This window comes from Streptomyces virginiae, from assembly GCF_040638905.1.
Lineage (GTDB): Bacteria > Actinomycetota > Actinomycetes > Streptomycetales > Streptomycetaceae > Streptomyces > Streptomyces virginiae_B.
Genome location: NZ_JBEZYV010000013.1, coordinates 143,218 through 161,847, shown reverse-complemented (window position 1 = coordinate 161,847; position 18,630 = coordinate 143,218). Strand labels below are relative to the sequence as shown.

Genomic DNA, 18,630 nt, shown 5'->3' with positions numbered 1-18,630 from the left:
ATTGCACTGACAAGACCTGTGCGCCCACCAGTTCGCGTCTTTCGTGAAGGAGCCCTCGTGACCGACTCCCCCGCCCGCCTCAACACGGGCAGTCACGACCGTCCGGTGTCACCGGAGTTGTCCCGGTTCATGGCGGGCGGCTGGGCCGCCTCCCCGCTCCCCGACTCCGCCCGGGTCCCGGGGTACGACGTCACCCCCGCCCGGCGGGCACGGCTCTCGGCCCGCTTCCCGGGGAAGCGGCTGATCGTCCCGGCCGGCGAGCTGAAGGTCCGCTCCAACGACTGCGACCACCGGTTCCGCCCGCACAGCGCCTACGCCTGGCTGACCGGCCTCACCGGCGAGGACCAGGCGGGCCACGTCCTGGTCATGGAGCCGTCGGGCCCGCACGCACACGAGGCGGTGCTCTACCTGCGGCCCCGCTCGCCGCGGGCGGACGGGGACGGGGAGTTCTACCGGGACCGCCGGTACGGGGAGTTCTGGGTGGGCCGCCGGCCCGACCTGGCGGAGGCGGAGCGCCTCACCGGCATCCGCTGCGCACACCTGGACGCCCTCGGCTCGCCGGAGGGCCGCCACGCGACGAGCGACCCGGAACTCGCCGCCGCCCTCTCGGAGTTGCGCCTGGTGAAGGACGCCTGGGAAGTCGAACAGCTCCAGCTGGCCGTCGACCACACGACGGCGGGCTTCGAGGACGTCGTACGGGCCCTGCCGCGCGCGCTGGCACACCCGCGCGGGGAGCGCTGGATCGAGGGGGTGTTCGGCCTGCGCGCCCGGGTCGAGGGCAACGGCACCGGCTACGAGACGATCGCAGCGTCGGGCGCCCACGCGTGCACCCTGCACTGGATCCGCAACGACGGCCGGCTGAACGGGCGGGAACTGCTCCTCCTGGACGCGGGCGTGGAGACGGACACCCTCTACACCGCGGACATCACCCGCACCCTCCCGCTGTCGGGCCGCTTCTCACCCGTCCAGCGGCAGGTCTACGAACTGGTCCTCGCGGCACAGGAAGCGGGCATCGCTGCGCTGCGGCCGGGGGCGAGCTTCGGTGACTTCCACCGGGCCGGGATGCGGGTGATCGCGGAGGGGCTGGCCGACTGGGGCGTCCTGAAGGACGCGGAGGGCGACCTGCACCGGCGGTACACGCTGTGCAGCAGCGGGCACATGCTGGGGCTCGACGTGCACGACTGCGCGAAGGCGCGGGCAGAGACCTACCTGGACGGGGTCCTGGAGGAGGGCCAGGTCCTGACGGTTGAGCCGGGCCTGTACCTCCAGCCCGACGACGAGACCCTGCCGGCCGAACTGCGCGGCCTCGGGGTCCGCATCGAGGACGACCTGGTGATCACGGCGAACGGTGCCCGCCTGATGTCGGGTGCACTGCCGCGCACGGTCGCCGGCATCGAGGAGTGGATGGGGGTCCTCCTGGAAGACCGAGGCTAGACCCCCGGGGCGGGACGTCCGGCGGACCGGTCCGCAGGGTCGGGATACGGGCGCGGCCCCTTCCTTCGACGGGGCGGGCGGGTTCGGATCGTGATGCGGACCGGTTCGCGGGTCGGGATACGGGCACGGTGCGGGCCGCCCCGCGGGGCCCTTCCCTCGGCGGGGCGGGCGGGTTCGGATCGTGATGCGGACCGGTTCGCGGGTCGGGATCCGGGTGCGGTGGGGGCCGGTCCGCGGGGTCGGGCAGGGGTGTCTCCTCGGCTCGGCGCGTGCGGGGTGTCGCGGTTGTGCCCGGTGGTTGCGCGCTCGTCCTGCGGGGACACCCCTCCCCGTCCCCGCTCCCCACGCGTCGGGCACGCTCCGGGAACCGCCCCGTCGGCCCGGGGGCGTCTTCGGGGCACTGTCGCAACCCTGCCGTGGGGCGGGGACACGGCGGAGTGTCCCCGCAGGACGAGGCGCGACCTTGCCCGCCTGGCCGCGACATGCCCGCGGGCGCCGAGCCGAGGAGACACTCCGGCGGGGCACCGCCCCACACCACCAAGCCCCGCCGGCGATTGAGGCGCGGGGCCCGGGGCAGCGCCCCAGCACCACCGGCCAGCCGCAGCCGAACCGCAGAGCCCCAGCACCCACCCGCCCGCCGCAACCGACCCGCATGCGCGAAACCAGCCCCGCCGGCGCAAGGGCGGCCGGCACCGGCTGGCGTCGCGTGAAACGGGGTCAGCCCTGAGGCGGCGGCGGGTTCCCCTGGTCGCGGCGCAACTGCTCCCTGAGCTTGTCCTGGGCGGTGTCGACCTGACCGCTGTACTTGTTCTGGGTCTTGCCGTCGACGTAGTCACCGGCCTTGTCGATGCCCTGGTCGGCCTGGCTCTCGTGACCGCGCAGCATCTGCTTGAGCTTGTCCATCACTGACATGACGGCCTCCTTTGCGTCCGTCCCCCACGGCAAGGGTTGCCGATGATCGCCCAGGCCGCATCTGCGAGGCTCTGACCTCAGCGAATACCGTCTCGACCCGCGCCGTCAGAGGTCCGCGCGGCTCGTTCCCCGGCGTACCGCACGGACGATCAGGCCGAGCAGGAAGGCCTGGAAGAGGTACGAGAAGGCCAGGCTGCACCAGATGGTGGCGTCGGTCTGCGCCCACGACCCCATCGAGTTGACCACCGAGAGCAGTACGGCCCCGGTGGGGACGGCCAGCATCAGGGCGAACAGCCCGGCCGTCTGGTCGCCTCCGTCGCCGGCGCCTATCAGCAGCAGGAACGCGGCCAGGCCGAGGTACATCCCCGACAGCCAGTTGCCGAAGGTGACGACGGCGAAGGTGCGCACCGGTCCAGAACGCATGGAACTCCTCGTGATGCCCGGGTGGGACGGCCGTGTGGCCCTGATGATCACCATGGTGGGGCCGCCCCGCCGGGCGCGTCAGAGTACGCGTACTCAGCACAGGTACTCGGCACACGTACTCAGTGTGCGTACTGCGCACACGGCTCCGTCAGCAGCACTGCCAGGTCAGGGCCCCGGCGGGAGCGGGCTGTCATTGCGGGTGGCCGACGCGCTGCCAATGGGCGGGACACGGGGGTCCGCATGGAACGATCTCCGCATGACAGAGAGCATGAGCCCGTACATGTCCTCGGCGCGGGTCACCGTCCTGGGGGTGCAGCCCGGCGACCCGCCCTTCCGGATCGTCGAGATCGACGGGGAGGTGGTGCGTATGGCGACATCCATGACCGACGTGATCCTGGCTGCCGCGGACGCGGGGATCACCATCCACGACCTCGACGATCCGGACGCGGTCCGCTGGGTCGGCGGCGGAAAACTCACCTGGCGGCTGCACTAGGGAGTCGGACACCTCCTGGCGGCACCGGGGCCCCGGGGGCCGTGCCGAGCGGCCGCGCCGTGCCGTCGCCCGCTTTCCAGGTCACGCACACCACCGAGAAAGGATCGGTGACCAGGGGGCGGTCGACGTGCACGCGCGCGTGCGCCGGCCACTGCCGGCCAGGCGGTGAACGCGAACGCGCCGCGAACGGGTGGTGGATCATTGCTGGATCAGGTGGCGCGTCCGTATCGGACCGCTTCGCTCCAGATCCGTTCCAGACGTACGACCGTGCCGGGACGGGGAGCGTGCCAGATCCTGTCGTGGCCGGCGTAGATGCCGACGTGGGTCATGGTCGCTCCACTGGGGAAGAAGACCAGGTCCCCGGCCGTGCGATCGGCCTTGGGGATGTGGCGGGTGTGCTCGTACTGCTGGTCGGCCGTGCGCGGGAGGCGTTTGCCGGCCTTCTTGAAGGCGTAGAGGGTCAGGCCCGAGCAGTCGAAGCGTCTGGGGCCGGTGGCGCCGTAGGCGTACGGCGAGCCCTGTTTGGAGGCGGCCACCTCGACGGCTTTCGCGCCGTACGACGGTGTCGCGTGAGCCGGGTCAGTGTGGCCGGTCAATGCGCCGGCCGCGAGGAGCAGTATGAAGAAGACGGCGCGTGCTCTGGGGCAACAGCACATCGGAGAAGTGCCCTTCAGGGCCTTTCGGAAGTCGGTCCTGGAGCAGGACATCATGACACCTCCGCAATCGGTTGGCAGGCGACAAATCAGATCAGCGGCCTGGTCCTGTTCTCGGTGGCAGTCGTCTTGGCTCTGACGGCGGACCAGTTTTCCCGCACGCCCTGCCTCTGCCGCATCGGACACGAAATGATTTGTCTCGATTTTGCGTTCGATTGGGGATGATAGGAACCAATGACCATCACGTCGCCGCCGATGTGCTGAATCGGGACGCCGACAGGTATCGGCCCGCCGCCGAGCGGGCACGCAGCACGGGTGACCCCGACCGAACTGCTCCCGGCGCCGCCGCACGCCGCTGCCCGCCGGGCCCTGCTCGCCGGTTCGGCGGGCAACCTCGTCGAGTGGTACGAGTTCGGCGTCTACGGCTGCTTCGCCACCGTCATCGCGGCCAACTTCTTCACCCCGCACGCGGGAGCCCCCGGCGGCGGCTCCGGAGCGCTGGTCGCCACGTACGCCTCGTTCGCCCTCGCCTTCTTCTTCCGGCCCGTCGGCGCCCTGCTGTTCGGGCGGATCGGGGACCGTTTCGGCCGCCGCCCCGCCCTCGTGCTCGTCATCGGCCTCATGACGCTCGCCACCACCCTGATCGGGCTCCTTCCCACGCGCGCCGACATCGGCGCCGCCGCCCCCTGGCTGCTCACGTTCCTGCGTGTGCTCCAAGGGCTCTCCGCCGGCGGGGAGTTCGGCGGCGCGGTGTCCTTGATGGCGGAGTACGCCCCGCCCGGCCGCCGCGGCCTGTACGGCGCGTGGCAGTCCTTCACCGTCGCCCTCGGCCTGCTGGCCGGCGCCGGAACGGCCGCCGCCCTGGCCGTGGTCCTGCCGGCCGAGGCGCTGTACGGGTGGGGGTGGCGCGTCCCCTTCCTGCTGGCCCTGCCACTCGGAACGGTCGCGCTGTGGCTGCGCACGGCGCTGGAGGAACCTCCGGGCGCGCCCCCTGCCGGCCCGCCCGGCGCAACAGAGTCATCCGAGGCGGTCGGGCGAAGCGGCCCGACCGCCTTGGGGGAGCAGGCCCGTGCCGTCGTGCTCGGCATCGCACGGATCATGGGCTGGTCGGCGGCCGGCTACACCTTCCTCGTCGTGCTGCCGTCCCATCTGCAGTCCGCGCTCGGCGCGTCGTTCCGGGACGCCCTGCTGGCCACCACCCTGGTCAACCTCGGCTTCGCCGCGTCGATCCTGCCCGCCGGACTGCTCAGCGACCGCGTCGGGCGGCGCCCCGTCATGCTCGGCGGTGCGCTCGGGATCGCCGTACTCGCCCATCCCCTGATGCAGTTGCTCCAGTCGCCCGGGGCGTCCCCGCAGACCCGGGCCGCGGCCGTGGTCACGGCCGGGGCGCTGGTCGGCCTGCTCGCCGGTCCGGGGCCGGCCATGCTGGCCGAGATGTTCCCACGACGCGTCCGCTGCACCGGGCTCGGACTCTCCTACGCCCTCGCCAACGCCGTGTTCTCCGGCTGCGCGGGGCTCTTCATCACCGCGCTGACCGCCCGGACCGCAGACGCCGCCGTCCCCGCCCACTACGCCGCCGGCGCCTGCGCCCTCAGCGCCGCCGCGCTGCTGACCCTGCGCGGCAACGACCACCGGGAGCCGCTGCGATGAGGGTGATCGGCCTGATGTCAGGGACCTCGTACGACGCCGTGGACGCCGCCGCCTGCGACCTCGACCACCGGCCGGAGGAGCGCGCGCTGCACCTCACCCCCCTGGGCATGGTCAGTGAGCCGTACCCGGCCGGCCTGCGGGCCGACCTCGCACGGGCCCTGCCCCCCGCCCCCACCGCACTCGCCGACGTATGCCGTCTCGACACCCGCATCGGACAGGCCTTCGGGCGGCTCGCCGTCCGGGCCGACCGCGAACTGTGCCGAGGGCGGGCCGAGTTGGTCGCCTCGCACGGGCAGACCGTGTACCACTGGGCCGCGGACGGGAAGGTCCACGGCACCCTCCAGCTCGGCGAACCGGCCTGGATCGCCGAGGCCACCGGCCGCCCGGTCGTCTCCGGCTTCCGCACGCGCGACGTCGCGGCCGGCGGACAGGGCGCACCGCTGGTCGGCCTGGTCGACCTGATGCTGCTGCGCGGCCGCCCCGGAGTGCCGGCCGCCCTGAACATCGGGGGGATCGCCAACGTCACCGTCGTGCCCCGGCACGCGGACCCCGTGGCCTTCGACACCGGCCCGGGCAACGCGCTGATCGACGCCGCGGTACGCGAACTGAGCGGCGGACGGCTCGCGTGCGACGAGGACGGCGCGCTCGCCGCCGCCGGTCGCGTACACGAAGGCCTGCTGCGACAGTTGCTCACCGAGCCGTACTACCGGCTGCCCGAGCCGCGGACGACGGGCAAGGAACTGTTCCACCCGGGCTATCTCCGTTCCCACCTGGGGGAGTTCGGACAGCTTCCGCCGCAGGACGTCGTCGCCACGCTCACGCGCCTCACGGCCCGGACCGTCGCCGACGCTCTGCGGCGGCTGGGCGCCACCGAGGTCTTCGCCTCGGGAGGCGGGGTGCGCAATCCGACCCTGACGGCGATGCTCCGCGCCGAGCTGGCCGGTACGCGGCTGCGCGCCTCGGACGAGCTCGGGCTGCCCGCCGCGGCGAAGGAGGCGTACGCCTTCGCCGTACTCGGGTACCTCACCCTGCACGGCCTCCCGGGCAACGCGCCCGGCTGCACCGGGGCCGCCGGCCCCCGCCTCCTCGGGTCGATCACCCCGGGCAGCCGCCCGCTCCGGCTGCCCGCCCCGCCGCCCTTCGCCCCGCACTCCCTGTCCGTGCGATCGGACGGTGTCAACGTGCCGGTATGCGCGCTGCCATAGGGCCCTTCGACGATGCCGTGCCGGCTCCCGACTGCCTCGCGGCCGCCGAACGCGGCGGCGCGACCACTCTCGCTGCCTGCCTGGTGCCCTCCGCCGGCCGGGTCGACGTCAACGGCGCCGTCCGGCGCCACCTGGGCGCGCGCCAGGTGTCCTTCGCGCCGATGGACACGGCCGGGGAAGCGACCGGCACGGAGTACGGCCGCATCACCCCGCTGGGCCTGGCGGACGGCTGGCCCGTTCTGGTGGATCCAGGTGGTCGCGGACATGCCCTGCGTACTGGTCGGCAGCGGGCGCCGCCGCGGCAAACTGATCGCTCCGGGCACGCTGTTCGCGCAGCTCCCCGGCGCGGAACTCATCGACGGTCTCGCCCTCTGACGTCCCGGCCGGGGCCCGTCACCTGCCCACGATCTTGCGAACGTTCTCAATGCTGCCGCAGTCCGATGCCAGCTGCCTCTCCCGCTCCGCCAGGAACGCGGCACCCAGCTCCGCCCGGCGCTCGTCCGGGACGTTCTCCCTGGCGCCGTTGAGGATGGTCCGCTCCTCCTCGTCCAGGTGGTGGGAGACCGCCTTGACGAGGTCCTCCAGACGTTCGTCCCACTCGTCGGAGCCGACGTCGTCCACCTCCAGGAGCTTCAGCAGCGCCTCGTTGCCCTCGGCGTGCTCCTCCTCGCCGTGCTCCACCTCTTCGTCGTCGACGCCCCTGAAGCGCTTGAGCGCACCGTAGACCTTGGCCTCCTCGGCCTCACCGTGGGCGATGAGCAGCGCCGAGAACTGGTCCCGGGCCGCTTCGCGGTCGGCCTCGATGCTCCGCATCCGGCGGAACAGCTCCTCCATCGTCCGGTGGTCCTCGAGAATCACCGCGACCACGTCCTGGTCCTTGCCCTGGTCCGCCATTCCACATGCCTCCTCGATCGGGGTTCCGGTCAGGCGCTTGCTCGCTCGCCGCGACCTGAAACATCCCGGTGGGAGTCCGCTGTCAGCGGCGGAGCACCTTGCGGGACACCAGGTTGCCGAGCAGCTGCGCCGACTGGACCAGTGCGATCAGGACGAGCACCGTCACGACCATCACCGAGGTGTCGAAACGCAGGTAGCCGTAGGTCATCGCCAGGTTGCCGACGCCGCCACCGCCGACGGTGCCCGCCACCGCCGAGAAGTCGATCAGGGCCACGAGCATGAAGGTCAGCCCCAGGACCAGCGGCCCCAGGGCCTCCGGCACGAGGACCGTGAGCAGGATCCGCAGCGGGCCGGCGCCCATGGAACGCGCGGCCTCGATCACCCCCGGTTCGACGGCGAGCAGGTTGGACTCCACGATCCGGGCCACCCCGAACGTCGCGACGACCGTCATCGGGAAGATCGCCGCGTTCGTACCGATCATCGTGCCGACCACCCCGCGGGTGACCGGCGCGAGCGCGACGATCGCGATGATGAACGGGACGGGCCGGATGGTGTTGATGAGCGTCCCCAGGACCGCGTGCACGAGCCGGTTGGGCAGGACGCCGCCCTTGCGGGTGGCGTACAGCGTGAGTCCCACGGCCAGTCCGCCGACGGTCGACAGCGCCAGCGTGATGAGCACCATGTAGACGGTCTCGCCGGTGGCGTCGAGGACCTTGGGCCAGAACGTGCTCCAGTCGGCCTTCACCGGGCGCCCGCTTCCACCGGGCCGGGTACGCGCAGCCCGGCGACGACGGCTTCGACCGCGGCGGGTCTCCCGCGCAGTTCCAGGGTCACGCTGCCCAGGGGCCGTCCCCGGACCTCGCCCACACCGCCGTGCACCAGCGTGAAGTCGACGCCGTGGAGCTGCAGCAGCTCCGAGAGGCCCTCCAGGGCGGGGCTGCCGTCGGCGACGGGCAGGGTGACCAGACGCCCCGGGTGGCGGGTGCGCAGCCGCTCCATGAGCACGGCGTCCGGCTCGCTGTGCCGCTCGGAGCGCACGAAGGCGGCGGTGGTCGCGTGCCGGGGCCGCGCGAAGACCTCGTACACCTCGCCGCTCTCGACGACCTTGCCGTCCTCCATGACCGCGACGCGGTCGCACAGGGTCCGTACGACCTCCATCTCGTGGGTGATCAACAGGATCGTGACGCCCAGCTCCCGGTTGACGCGGCCCAGAAGCGCCAGCACCTCGCCGGTGGTCCGCGGATCGAGGGCGGAGGTCGCCTCGTCGCACAGGAGGACCTTCGGGCGGGTGGCGAGCGCGCGGGCGATGCCGACGCGCTGGCGCTGTCCGCCCGAGAGCTGCTCGGGGTAGCGTCCGCCGTGGTCGGCCAGGCCGACGAACTCCAGTGTCTCCTCGGCGCGCGCCCGGGCCGAGGCGCGGTCCGTCCCGGCCAGGCGCAGCGGGTAGAGGACGTTGCCCAGCACGGTGCGCGAGCGGAACAGGTTGAACTGCTGGAAGATCATGCCGATCTCGCGCCGCAGGGGGCGCAGCCGGCGCTCCCCTAGCGCCGAGATGTCCTGGCCGTCCAGCAGGACACTGCCCGAGGTCGGCTCCTCCAGGCCGTTGACGAGGCGCAGCAGCGTGGACTTCCCGGCACCGCTGTGGCCGACGACCCCGAAGACCGTACCCGCCTCGACGGACAGGCTGACGCCGTCGACGGCGCGTGCTCCGCCCGGGAACTCCTTGGCCACGTCGCGCAGTTCCACGGCGGCGGTCATCGCCCCAGCTGCTTCTGGATGCGGGCGACCTCGGCCTGGAGGTCGGCGGCGGGCAGCTCGACGTGGTGCGCGGTGCCGTTGCTGGTGCGGCGGACCTCGTCCTGCACGGCCTGGGAGGCGTACAGCTCGACGATCTTCCGGTAGTCCGCGTTGTCCTTCTGGTCCGCGCGGGCGGCGATGACGTTGAGGTAGGGGAGGGACTGCGGGGCGGCCGGGTCGTCCTTGAACAGCGCGGTGTCGGCCTTGATCCCGGCGAGTTCGGCGACGCCGTCGTTGATGACGGCGGCGTCCGCGTCCTGGAGGGTACGGGGCGTCTGCTGCGCGTTCACCGGGGTGATCTTGATGTGCTTGGGATTGGCGGTGATGTCGTCGGGAGTCGCGAAGAGACCGGCCTCCGGGCGCAGTTGGACGAGCTTCGCCTGCTCCAGCACGCGCAGCGCGCGCCCCTGGTTGGCGGGGTCGTTGGGCAGGGCCAAATCGGCGCCGTCGGGGAGGTCGGCCAGCCGCTTGTGCTTGCCGGAGTAGAGACCGAGGGGCACCACGGTGGTCGCGGCGATGGGGGCGATGTCGGTCCTGTTCTCGGTGTTCGACTGTGCGAGGAAGACCAGGTGCTGGAAGGCGTTGAGCTCTATGTCACCCGCGCTGAGGGCCTTGTTGGGCAGCGAGTAGTCGTCGAACACGACGGTCTCGACGGTGAGGCCCTGCTTCGCGGCCTCCTTGGCGAGGACGTCCCACTCCGGCGAGTCGCCGGACACCCCGACCCGGATGCGGCGGCCGTCCCCTCCGCCGACACCGCATCCGGACAGGAGGAGCGCGAGGGCGGTGGCGGCGGAAGCGGCGATCAGGCTACGTCGGCGCGGCAGTGCAGAAGTCATTGTGTGATCCATGTGCATGTGATCCATGTGCAGAGGAAGAGCCAGATGAAGGGATGGATGGATCGTAGATCGAATTCGCCTTATGACCTTAGAATGTGAGGCTCTGTTCATAAATGTGCAATGAAGCAAAGGTCGATGGTCGTGGGGATCGGCGCCCACCCCGTCTCGGGGAGCCCGTGGCGGCCGGATGGGCCACGGTCGCCGTCGCGCGGCCGTGTCTGCGCCGGCATCGCCGCGGCCGGTGTCATCGTGGGCCACCGCGCCCCGTGTCCCGCCCTGGAGGTTCCGCCGTGTCCCCACGCCCGTACGGCCACGCCCGCAGGACCCGTCCATTCCTGCGCCTGGCCGCCGCCACCGCCGTGTGCGGCGCCCTGTTCGGCGTCTGCGTACTGCCCGCCCAGGCCGTGGCGGACCGCAACCCGCCGCCGCCCACCGCGGCGGACCTCCGCCAGCAGCTCCGCGCACTGGTGGACAGCCCCGACGGGCCCCCGGGAGTCATCGCCGTCCTGCGCGACGCAGATCGCACCGAGGTCTACCGCGCGGGTGTGGCCGACCTGGAGAGCGGCAGGCCGCCGAGCGTGACCGACCACATGCGCATCGCCAGCGTCGCGAAGGCCTTCAGCGGAGCGGTGGCCCTGAGCCTGGTCGACCGCGGCCGGCTGGACCTGGACGCCACCATCGGTGAGGTCCTGCCTGATCAGCCGGCCCCGTGGCACGAGGTGACGTTGCGTCAACTCCTCAACCACACCAGCGGACTGCCCGACTACTCGGCCTCCCGGGAGTTCATCGACATCGTCTCCGAGGACCCCCGCCACCACTTCGACTCCCGGCGCCTGCTGGAGTTCGTCGCCGACGAGGACCTCGGATTCCGGCCGGGCAGCCGCTACCACTACTCCAACTCCGACAACATCGCCGTCGCCCTGATGGCCGAGGCCGTCACCGGACGACGGTACGAGACGCTGCTGCGCGAGCTCGTGTACCGGCCGCTGGGCCTGACCGCCACCAGCCTGCCCCAGGGCTACCGGCTGCCCGAGCCCTTCCTCCACGGCTACCGGATCGACCCGCAGGACGGGCCCGTCGACGTCAGCGAGGCCGTGAGCGCCTCCGGGGCCTGGGCGGCCGGAGGCATCGTCTCGACGCCGAAGGACCTCACCGCCTTCATCCGGGGCTACGCGGGCGGCGACCTCATCTCGGACCGCACCCGCCGCCAGCAGTTCAGGTTCATCCCCGGCGCGCTCTCCCAGCCCCCCGGCCCCGGCCGCACGGAGGCGGGCCTGGCGATCTACCGCTACACCACCCGCTGCGGAACGGTGTACGGCCACACCGGCAACACGCCCGGCTACACACAGCTCGCGGCGGCCACGGCGGACGGCAGCCGCTCGCTGACCTTCACCCTCACCACCCAGACGTCCCTGACCGACAACCCCGAACTGCTCGCGCGGGTCCGGGAGGTCCAGGAGGACTTCGTCTGCGCCCTGCTGCGAGGCTGACCGCCGCGCCCCCCCCGAGAGCCGGCGGAGGCGCAGGGCCGCGCGGCCCTGCGCGCCCGCCACGGAGGCGGCGTAATCTGGTCGGGCCGCCACTGTGAGCGCGCGCCGGGTGTACGGGTGCGCGCACCCGTACACCCCGCCGCGAACGATCCAGGGAGGCGGCGAGTGACCGATCCGTTCGGCTTCCTCAGGATCCCGCGCGAGCCCGTCCCGGCCCGCCCCGTCGAGGAACGGCTCGGCGACTGGCGCGAGGTCCACGCGGGCCAGGCCCTGCTCCCGCTCGTCTCCCGGCAGGCCGACCGCTGCATGGACTGCGGAATCCCGTTCTGCCACACCGGCTGCCCCCTCGGGAACCTCATACCCGAGTGGAACGCGTACGCCGCCCACGGCGACTGGCGCGCGGCCTACGAGCGGCTGCACGCGACCAACAACTTCCCGGAGGTCACCGGACGGCTCTGCCCGGCGCCCTGTGAGGACGCCTGCGTCCTCACGATCAACGCGGACCCGGTGACCATCAAGAACGTCGAGCAGACGATCGCGGACGAGGGACTGCGGCGCGGCTACATGGGGCCGAGGCCGCCGGAGCGGCACAGCGGCAAGACCGTGGCGGTCGTAGGCTCCGGTCCGGCCGGACTGGCCGCCGCACAACAGCTGACCCGGGCCGGTCACGCTGTCACCGTCCACGAGCGGGCCGACCGCATCGGCGGCCTGCTGCGCTACGGCATCCCCGAGTTCAAGATGGAGAAGACCCACCTGGACCGCCGGATCGAGCAGATGCGCGCCGAGGGCACGGTGTTCGTCACGGGCCACGACGTCGGAACCGCGGCAGACGCCGATGCCCATGCCGATGCACATGCACATGCACATGCACATGCCGAAGTCGACGCCGCAGAGCTGCGCGGCCGGTGCGACGCCCTCCTCGTCGCGACAGGAGCCGGCGAGCGCAGGGAACTGCCCGTCCCCGGGCGCGAGCTCCACGGCATCCACCAGGCCATGGACTATCTGACCTGCGCCAACCGGATACAGGAGGGCGACCTTGTCGACTCGCCCGTCACCGCCGAAGGCAGGCACGTGGTCATCGTCGGAGGCGGCGACACCGGATCCGACTGCATGGGGACGGCCCTGCGGCAGGGCGCGGTGTCCGTGGTCCAGCTCGACATCAACCCGGAGCCCGGCCCGGGCCGCACCGACGACGAGCCGTGGCCGGTGTATCCGAAGACGTACCGGATCTCCCACGCCCACGACGAGGCCCGCGGCCGCGAGGGCCGTGACCCCCGGCTGTTCGCCTGCGCCACCCTGCGCTTCGAGGGGGACGCCTCGGGCCGGGTACGGGCCCTGCACCTGACCGCCGTCGAGCCGGTGGGCCGCAGCCCGCTGGCGGGCACCGAGCGGGTCCTGCCGGCCGGGCTGGTGCTGCTGGCGCTCGGCTTCTCCGGCCCCGAACGGGCGGGTGGCCTGCGCGAGCAGCTCGGCCTGGAACTCGACGAGCGCGGCAACTTCGCGCGGGACGCCGGTTTCGCGGCGCGCGGCGGGCGGGCGCCGGGGGTGTTCGTCGCGGGCGACGCGGGTCGGGGCCAGTCGCTCGTGGTCTGGGCCATCGCCGAAGGCCGTGCGGCGGCCGCCGCCGTGGACCGCTACCTCACCGGCTCGACGTGCCTGCCGGCCCCGGTCGCCGCGCACGACATGCCCATGTCGGCGCTCGGCCGCATGCGCTACGGGGACTTCTGAAAACGGCACGCCCTGGAAAACGGCACGCCCCGGCCGGCCCGAGGGGGCCGGCCGGAGCGCGGGTCACTGACGGCGGGGCGGCTGCCTCAGCCCGCGGCCAGGAGCGTGAGGGTGTCGATCACGCGGTTCGAGAAGCCCCACTCGTTGTCGTACCAGGCGACGACCTTGACGTGGCGGCCGTCGACGCGGGTGAGCTCCGAGTCGAAGATCGACGAGGCGGGGTTGCCGGTGATGTCGGACGACACCAGCGGGTCGTCCGAGTACTCCAGCACACCGGCCAGCGGGCCCTGCGCGGCGGCGCGGTACGCCTCGAGGATCTCCTCGCGCGTCACCTCGCGGGAGACGGTCGTGTTGAGCTCCACGATGGAGCCCACCGGTACCGGCACCCGGATCGAGTCGCCCTGCAGCTTGCCGTCGAGCTGCGGCAGCACCAGGCCGATCGCCTTCGCGGCGCCCGTGGAGGTCGGCACGATGTTGACGCCGGCGGCGCGGGCGCGGCGGGGGTCGCGGTGCGGGCCGTCCTGCAGGTTCTGCTCCTGTGTGTAGGCGTGCACCGTCGTCATGAAGCCGTGCTCGATGCCCGCGAGCTCGTCGAGAACCGCGGCCAGCGGGGCGAGCGCGTTGGTCGTGCACGACGCGTTCGAGACGATGGTGTGCACGGCCGGGTCGTAGGCGTCGGTGTTGACGCCGTACGCCAGCGTCACGTCGGCGCCGTCGGACGGCGCGCTGACCAGGACCTTCTTGGCCCCCGCCTTGAGGTGGGCGCGGGCGGCGCCGGCCGACGTGAAGCGGCCGGTGGCCTCCAGCACAATGTCGACGCCGAGCTCGGCCCAGGGCAGCTGCTCCGGCTCCCGCTCGGCCAGCACCGTGATGCGGCGGCCGTCGACGACCAGGGTGTTCCCGTCGACGGTCACCGGGCGGCCGAGCCGGCCGGAGGTGCTGTCGTACGCGAGGAGCCGCGCGAGGGCCTTCGGCTCGGTGAGGTCGTTGACGGCGACGACCTCGAGGTCGCTTTCGCGCTCGAGCAGCGCGCGCAGCACGTTGCGTCCGATGCGGCCGAATCCGTTGATGGCGATGCGAGTCATGAGCGAGTCCCTTTCGTTCGCCATCAGGTTCGCGTCCCGGGGCCACCCGCGACAGCGGCGTGATCGCCACTGTTCAAAAGGATCTCGCCAGCAGGAGTGGCGGGATCCTCACGGGCCCTACTCGCCCTTCGTGAAGGTGCGCCGGTACTCCGTCGGAGTGGTGCCCAGGATCCGCTGGAAATGCAGCCGCAGGTTCGCGCCGGTGCCGAGGCCGACGTCGGCGGCGATCTGCTCGACACCGCGCTGCGAGCGTTCGAGCAGCTCACGGGCCACGTCGATGCGGGCGCGCATGACCCACTGCATCGGCGTGTAGCCGGTGTCCTCCGCGAACCGCCGCGAGAACGTACGGGGCGACACCCCGGCGTGCCGGGCCAGCGACTCCAGTGTGAGGGGCTCGCCGAGCCGGATCAGCGCCCACTCCCGCGTAGCGGCGAACCGCTCACCGAGCGGCTCGGGCACGCTGCGCGGCACGTACTGCGCCTGGCCGCCGCTGCGGTAGGGGGCGGCCACCAGGCGCCGCGCCGCGTGGTTGGACGCGGCCACACCGAGGTCGCTGCGCAGGATGTGCAGACAGAGGTCGATGCCGGAGGCGGCGCCCGCCGAGGTGAGGACGCTGCCCTCGTCGACGAACAGGACGTTCTCGTCGACCCGGACGAGCGGGTGCTTGGCCGTGAGGGCCCGGGCGTAGTGCCAGTGCGTCGTGGCGCGCTTGCCGTCGAGCAGGCCGGTCGCGGCGAGCGCGAACGCGCCCGTGGAGATGGCGGCGAGCCGCGCGCCGCGCTCGTGGGCCGCGATCAGCGCGTCGAGGACGGGCCGCGGCGGGTCCTCGCGGTCCGGGTAGCGGTAGCCGGGGACGAAGACGATGTCGGCCCACGCGAGGGCGTCCAGCCCGTGCGTCACGTGGTACGAGAGGCCGTCGCCGCCGGCCACGAGCCCAGGGGCCGCGCCGCACACCCGTACCTCGTACGGCATGCTCGCGCGGGTCGTGAAGACCTGCGCGGGGATGCCCACGTCGAGCGGCTTCGCGCCTTCCAGGACGAGGACGGCGACGCGGTGGAGGCGGGAGGCTGACACGGGGTCGAGCCTACGCGGCGCACCGCGGGCGTCCTCCCGGGGCGGTCGCCGCCGGTGCGGTACAAGAGGCGGCCAGGGCCCAGGGCCGGCGGGGAGCCCTCGTCTTCGCAAGGGGCCGGCAGGACTCCCGGGAGCGGCACGACGCCCCGATGGAGCGGAAGAATGGGGCGCGCACGTGGGGTTCGAGGACTACGTGGCCGTCCTCGTCCCCGCCGACAGCTGACGGCGGCGCGCGCCCCCGGCGGGCCGCACGGTGGTGGTGTGCGGACCGCCGAGGGGAGTGGTGTGGCTACTGCGCCATCTCGTAGGCGCCGGCGAGGGCCTCGACGCGGGACCAGACGCGTGCCGAGCGGGCCTCGTCGATGACCGGGCGGCGGACGGCGGCCAGGGCCCAGGTCTGCTGCTCGGGCGTGCTGGAGTCCTTGCCGTGCAGCTCGACGGCGTGCTGGGAGAAGTCGCGCACGAGCACCGAGAACAGCTCGTCCAGCACGGACTCGTCCAGGTCCGTCAGGCGGGCCTGCTCCAGGATCAGCTGCCCGTGGACGACCAGGGCGAACAGCTGCCCCACGGAGAGGAGGAAGTCGAGGTCGCGGCCCTGCGCCTCGTCGGGCGCGATGGTGGCCGCGAACTCGGCGAGCGCGTCGGCCTGTTCGCGGAAGCGGGCGACGTTCGGCACGGCGGCGTAGGCGTCGTACGCCGGGCGCCAGTCGTGGAAGCGTACGGAGCCCAGGCCGCGGGCCGGTCCCTGCCGGAACAGGAAGTCGTCGTCGGCCGCGTCGAGGCGCGTCGGGACGGGCGCGTACTCGGCCGGCTCCAGCAGGTGGTTGCGCATGAACTTGAGGATCAGCGCGAGGTTGACGTGGACCGTGCCCTCGAGCTTCGGCAGTCCGCGGATCTCGACGGCCGCCTGGGCGAAGTAGTTGTCCTTCTCGAAGCCCTTGGCGGCGATCACGTCCCACATCAGGTCGATGACCTTCTCGCCCTCCGTCGTGACCTTCATCTTGGTCATCGGGTTGAAGAGCAGGTAACGGCGGTCGTCCGGTCCGGCGGAGCGGAAGTAGTCCACGGCGCGGTCGCTGAACAGCTTCATCCCGACGAGGCGGACGTAGGCGTCGGCCAGCTCGCGGCGCACGTGCGGGAAGGCGGTGACGGGCCGGCCGTAGAGGATCCGGTTGTGCGCGTGCGTGACGGCTTCGTACATCGCGTGCTCGCAGATGCCGATCGAGGCGGTGCAGAGGTTGAACTTGCCGACGTTCACGGTGTTGAGCGCGGCGTCGAAGGCGGCGCGCCCTGTGTGCAGGACGTCCTCGGCGGCCACCGGGTAGTCCTCCAGGCTGAACTCGCTGACGTACTTGGAGGAGTCGACGACGTTCTTCACGAGCCGGTACGCCGGGTGGCGGCTGTCGGCGGCGAAGAAGACGTAGCCGTCGGGGCCCTCGACGTCGGTGCGGCGGCCGAAGACGGAGACGAGTCCGGCGGCGTTGCCGTTGCCGATGTAGTACTTGGAGCCGCTGGCGCGGAAGCCGCCGTCGCCGTCGGGCTCCAGCAGCATGTCGGTGGAGTAGATGTCGGCGCCGTGGGTCTTCTCGGAGAGGCCGAAGGCGAACACCTCGCCCTCCGACAGCAGTTGCGCGGCGCGCTCCCGGGCGGCGGCGTTGTCGCTCTGCCAGACCGGGCCGAGGCCGAGGATGGTGACCTGCCAGGCGTACCAGTAGTCGAGGCCGTAGAAGCCGAAGATCTCGTTGAGGGCGGCGATCCGTGCCGTGTCCCAGCGCTTGTCGGGCTCGTCCTCGCCGGCGGCGGCCGCCGGGGTCAGGAAGGTCGCGAAGAGACCTTCCTTGGCGGAGAAGGCGAGGAAGTCGGCCAGCCAGGCACGGGTGCGGTAGTCCTCGATGATCCGCCGCTTGCCGCGGGCCTCGAACCAGTCGACGGTCGCGCGCAGCAGCCTGCGGGTCTCCGGGTCGAAGTGGGCCGGGTCGTAGGTGTGCGGGTGGAACAGCAGGGGGTCGGACATGGCGGATCACCTTCCGAGGGGTCGGAGTCGGGGGTCGCGCGGGTGCGCGGAGGGAGGGAAGAGGAGGCGGGGTGGCGCGCCGGGTACGGCTCAGTCGGTCGCGGGCGGCGCGCTGCGGCCCAGCCGGTGGAGAGTGGTCAGGACGTCGTCGAGCCAGGCGATCGTCATCCGCTCCTGCGCGATCCCCCCGCGCAGCACGACGTGCTGGAGTTCCTGGCCGGCGTCGAGCGGCGCCGGGGCGTCGGGCCCGGTGAAGTCGCGCAGCTCCCCGGCGAGAAAGCGCGCGAGGCGGTCCCGGTGGGCCTGCTGGTGCCGCTCCACCTCGCGGATCAGGGAGGCCGGGTCGTCGAAGGCCGCCCCGCGGATCTTCACGGCGAGGTCGTGCCGCAGGCTCTCCGGCTCGATCGGCTCGTGCAGCCACTGCGCGAGCGCGACCCGGCCGGGACCGGCGGCCGAATACTCCTTCTTGTCCGGCCGGCCCTGTTGCGGGATCGTACGGACGGCGAGCATGCCGTCGCTCTCCATGCGCCCCAGCACGCGGTAGATCTGCTGGTGCGTGGCGGTCCAGAAGTAGCCGATCGACCGCTCGAACCGGCGGGCCAGCTCATAGCCGGAGCCCGGCTTCTCCAGCAGGGAGACGAGGATCGCGTGTTCGAGCGCCATGCCCCGATCCTGCTATGCAACTCGTTGCATAGACAAGCGGCGGTGCCCAGGTGAGACGCGGCTCACCCAGGGGCCGGTCACGCGCCGCTCACAGCCTCTCGCCCGCGCCGGATCAGGCGGCGGCGTCGGAGATCCAGGAGCCGTGGATCATGGCCGGGACCCGGCGCGGCAGGTGGATGGTGACGACCGGCGGGGCCGTCAGGTCGAAGGCGTCCAGGACGAGCAGCTGCGAGGAGCCTCGACGGCAGGAGCGGGGCGGGGTGCCGCCGTTCGACCCGG

The 18,630-nt window shown here is 72.4% G+C and carries 18 protein-coding genes and 1 pseudogene; 7 read left to right on the top strand and 12 right to left on the bottom strand.

The genetic code is table 11. From position 1 onward, the window contains the following. Positions 1-57: 57 nt before the first annotated feature. Positions 58-1,434 (top strand): aminopeptidase P family protein, encoded by a 1,377-nt coding sequence (locus AB0F82_RS20455; protein ID WP_362629593.1) that lies wholly within the window; start codon positions 58-60, stop codon positions 1,432-1,434. Between the two features lie 717 nt (positions 1,435-2,151). Here AB0F82_RS20455 and AB0F82_RS20450 read toward each other — a convergent pair. Together AB0F82_RS20450 and AB0F82_RS20445 are read right to left on the bottom strand one after the other, a co-directional pair. Then, positions 2,152-2,346, bottom strand: a complete 195-nt coding sequence (locus AB0F82_RS20450; protein WP_362629590.1) for an antitoxin — start codon at positions 2,344-2,346, stop codon at positions 2,152-2,154. A gap of 105 nt (positions 2,347-2,451) precedes the next feature. Further along, positions 2,452-2,769 carry an SCO4225 family membrane protein gene (locus tag AB0F82_RS20445; RefSeq protein ID WP_362629587.1) on the bottom strand — a complete coding sequence of 106 codons (318 nt, stop codon included), beginning with the start codon at positions 2,767-2,769 and terminating at the stop codon, positions 2,452-2,454. A gap of 256 nt (positions 2,770-3,025) precedes the next feature. Between AB0F82_RS20445 and AB0F82_RS20440 the strand changes: the two genes are divergently transcribed. Beyond that, complete coding sequence (locus tag AB0F82_RS20440) at positions 3,026-3,262, top strand: hypothetical protein (RefSeq protein ID WP_030036182.1); 237 nt, start codon at positions 3,026-3,028, stop codon at positions 3,260-3,262. 209 nt (positions 3,263-3,471) lie between these two features. Here AB0F82_RS20440 and AB0F82_RS20435 read toward each other — a convergent pair whose 3' ends face one another. Beyond that, positions 3,472-3,918: a C40 family peptidase gene (locus AB0F82_RS20435; RefSeq protein ID WP_390074437.1), complete on the bottom strand. Its 447-nt coding sequence runs from the start codon at positions 3,916-3,918 to the stop codon at positions 3,472-3,474. A 312-nt stretch (positions 3,919-4,230) separates the two neighbouring features. Between AB0F82_RS20435 and AB0F82_RS20430 the strand changes: the two genes are divergently transcribed. From AB0F82_RS20430 to AB0F82_RS20420, 3 genes and pseudogenes are all read left to right on the top strand, one after another. After that, the gene (locus tag AB0F82_RS20430) at positions 4,231-5,565 is read left to right on the top strand and encodes an MFS transporter (RefSeq protein WP_362629583.1); all 1,335 of its coding nucleotides are present in this window, start codon (positions 4,231-4,233) and stop codon (positions 5,563-5,565) included. Then, entirely contained in the window at positions 5,562-6,770 is a 1,209-nt protein-coding gene (locus AB0F82_RS20425) for an anhydro-N-acetylmuramic acid kinase (RefSeq protein ID WP_362629580.1), read from the top strand. The genes AB0F82_RS20430 and AB0F82_RS20425 overlap by 4 nt, the downstream gene beginning before the upstream one ends. Before the next feature lie 47 nt (positions 6,771-6,817). Beyond that, positions 6,818-7,145, top strand: a pseudogene (locus AB0F82_RS20420) (YbaK/EbsC family protein); the annotation flags it as partial. An 18-nt stretch (positions 7,146-7,163) separates the two neighbouring features. On the opposite strand, the gene AB0F82_RS20415 reads toward AB0F82_RS20420, so the two are convergent. From AB0F82_RS20415 to AB0F82_RS20400, 4 genes are all read right to left on the bottom strand, one after another. Beyond that, a complete protein-coding gene (locus AB0F82_RS20415; RefSeq protein ID WP_362629577.1) occupies positions 7,164-7,664 on the bottom strand; it encodes a hemerythrin domain-containing protein in 501 nt (166 codons plus the stop codon). A gap of 82 nt (positions 7,665-7,746) precedes the next feature. Then, complete coding sequence (locus tag AB0F82_RS20410) at positions 7,747-8,409, bottom strand: methionine ABC transporter permease (protein ID WP_362629574.1); 663 nt, start codon at positions 8,407-8,409, stop codon at positions 7,747-7,749. Further along, positions 8,406-9,422 carry a methionine ABC transporter ATP-binding protein gene (locus AB0F82_RS20405; RefSeq protein WP_362629571.1) on the bottom strand — a complete coding sequence of 339 codons (1,017 nt, stop codon included), beginning with the start codon at positions 9,420-9,422 and terminating at the stop codon, positions 8,406-8,408. Before AB0F82_RS20405 ends, AB0F82_RS20410 begins: the two co-directional genes overlap by 4 nt. Beyond that, positions 9,419-10,297 (bottom strand): MetQ/NlpA family ABC transporter substrate-binding protein, encoded by an 879-nt coding sequence (locus AB0F82_RS20400; protein WP_362629568.1) that lies wholly within the window; start codon positions 10,295-10,297, stop codon positions 9,419-9,421. The genes AB0F82_RS20405 and AB0F82_RS20400 overlap by 4 nt, the downstream gene beginning before the upstream one ends. A 290-nt stretch (positions 10,298-10,587) precedes the next feature. On the opposite strand from AB0F82_RS20400, the gene AB0F82_RS20395 reads away from it, so the two are divergent. Both AB0F82_RS20395 and AB0F82_RS20390 read left to right on the top strand, forming a co-directional pair. Next, the gene (locus AB0F82_RS20395; protein ID WP_362629565.1) at positions 10,588-11,787 is read left to right on the top strand and encodes a serine hydrolase domain-containing protein; all 1,200 of its coding nucleotides are present in this window, start codon (positions 10,588-10,590) and stop codon (positions 11,785-11,787) included. 165 nt (positions 11,788-11,952) lie between these two features. Then, positions 11,953-13,515 (top strand): glutamate synthase subunit beta, encoded by a 1,563-nt coding sequence (locus AB0F82_RS20390; protein WP_362629562.1) that lies wholly within the window; start codon positions 11,953-11,955, stop codon positions 13,513-13,515. Between the two features lie 86 nt (positions 13,516-13,601). Here AB0F82_RS20390 and gap read toward each other — a convergent pair whose 3' ends face one another. The 5 genes from gap to AB0F82_RS20365 form a co-directional block, all read right to left on the bottom strand. Next, complete coding sequence (gene gap / locus AB0F82_RS20385) at positions 13,602-14,600, bottom strand: type I glyceraldehyde-3-phosphate dehydrogenase (RefSeq protein WP_356812938.1); 999 nt, start codon at positions 14,598-14,600, stop codon at positions 13,602-13,604. A 117-nt stretch (positions 14,601-14,717) separates the two neighbouring features. Continuing rightward, positions 14,718-15,674 (bottom strand): GlxA family transcriptional regulator, encoded by a 957-nt coding sequence (locus AB0F82_RS20380; protein WP_362629559.1) that lies wholly within the window; start codon positions 15,672-15,674, stop codon positions 14,718-14,720. A 289-nt stretch (positions 15,675-15,963) separates the two neighbouring features. Beyond that, entirely contained in the window at positions 15,964-17,688 is a 1,725-nt protein-coding gene (locus tag AB0F82_RS20375) for an acyl-CoA dehydrogenase family protein (RefSeq protein WP_362629556.1), read from the bottom strand. 90 nt (positions 17,689-17,778) lie between these two features. Further along, positions 17,779-18,351 carry a PadR family transcriptional regulator gene (locus AB0F82_RS20370; RefSeq protein ID WP_362629554.1) on the bottom strand — a complete coding sequence of 191 codons (573 nt, stop codon included), beginning with the start codon at positions 18,349-18,351 and terminating at the stop codon, positions 17,779-17,781. Positions 18,352-18,463: 112 nt separating this feature from the next. Beyond that, positions 18,464-18,553 carry a hypothetical protein gene (locus tag AB0F82_RS20365; RefSeq protein ID WP_362629664.1) on the bottom strand — a complete coding sequence of 30 codons (90 nt, stop codon included), beginning with the start codon at positions 18,551-18,553 and terminating at the stop codon, positions 18,464-18,466. Positions 18,554-18,630: the final 77 nt, after the last annotated feature.

Bases quoted from the DNA above. Each gene is read 5' to 3' on its own strand.
- gap (WP_356812938.1), bottom strand. From the start codon at position 14,600: ATGACTCGCATCGCCATCAACGGATTCGGCCGCATCGGACGCAACGTG.
- AB0F82_RS20415 (WP_362629577.1), bottom strand. From the start codon at position 7,664: ATGGCGGACCAGGGCAAGGACCAGGACGTGGTCGCGGTGATTCTCGAG.
- AB0F82_RS20400 (WP_362629568.1), bottom strand. From the start codon at position 10,297: ATGACTTCTGCACTGCCGCGCCGACGTAGCCTGATCGCCGCTTCCGCC.
- AB0F82_RS20375 (WP_362629556.1), bottom strand. From the start codon at position 17,688: ATGTCCGACCCCCTGCTGTTCCACCCGCACACCTACGACCCGGCCCAC.
- AB0F82_RS20425 (WP_362629580.1), top strand. From the start codon at position 5,562: ATGAGGGTGATCGGCCTGATGTCAGGGACCTCGTACGACGCCGTGGAC.
- AB0F82_RS20405 (WP_362629571.1), bottom strand. From the start codon at position 9,422: ATGACCGCCGCCGTGGAACTGCGCGACGTGGCCAAGGAGTTCCCGGGC.
- AB0F82_RS20370 (WP_362629554.1), bottom strand. From the start codon at position 18,351: ATGGCGCTCGAACACGCGATCCTCGTCTCCCTGCTGGAGAAGCCGGGC.
- AB0F82_RS20450 (WP_362629590.1), bottom strand. From the start codon at position 2,346: ATGTCAGTGATGGACAAGCTCAAGCAGATGCTGCGCGGTCACGAGAGC.
- AB0F82_RS20445 (WP_362629587.1), bottom strand. From the start codon at position 2,769: ATGCGTTCTGGACCGGTGCGCACCTTCGCCGTCGTCACCTTCGGCAAC.
- AB0F82_RS20435 (WP_390074437.1), bottom strand. From the start codon at position 3,918: ATGTGCTGTTGCCCCAGAGCACGCGCCGTCTTCTTCATACTGCTCCTC.
- AB0F82_RS20440 (WP_030036182.1), top strand. From the start codon at position 3,026: ATGACAGAGAGCATGAGCCCGTACATGTCCTCGGCGCGGGTCACCGTC.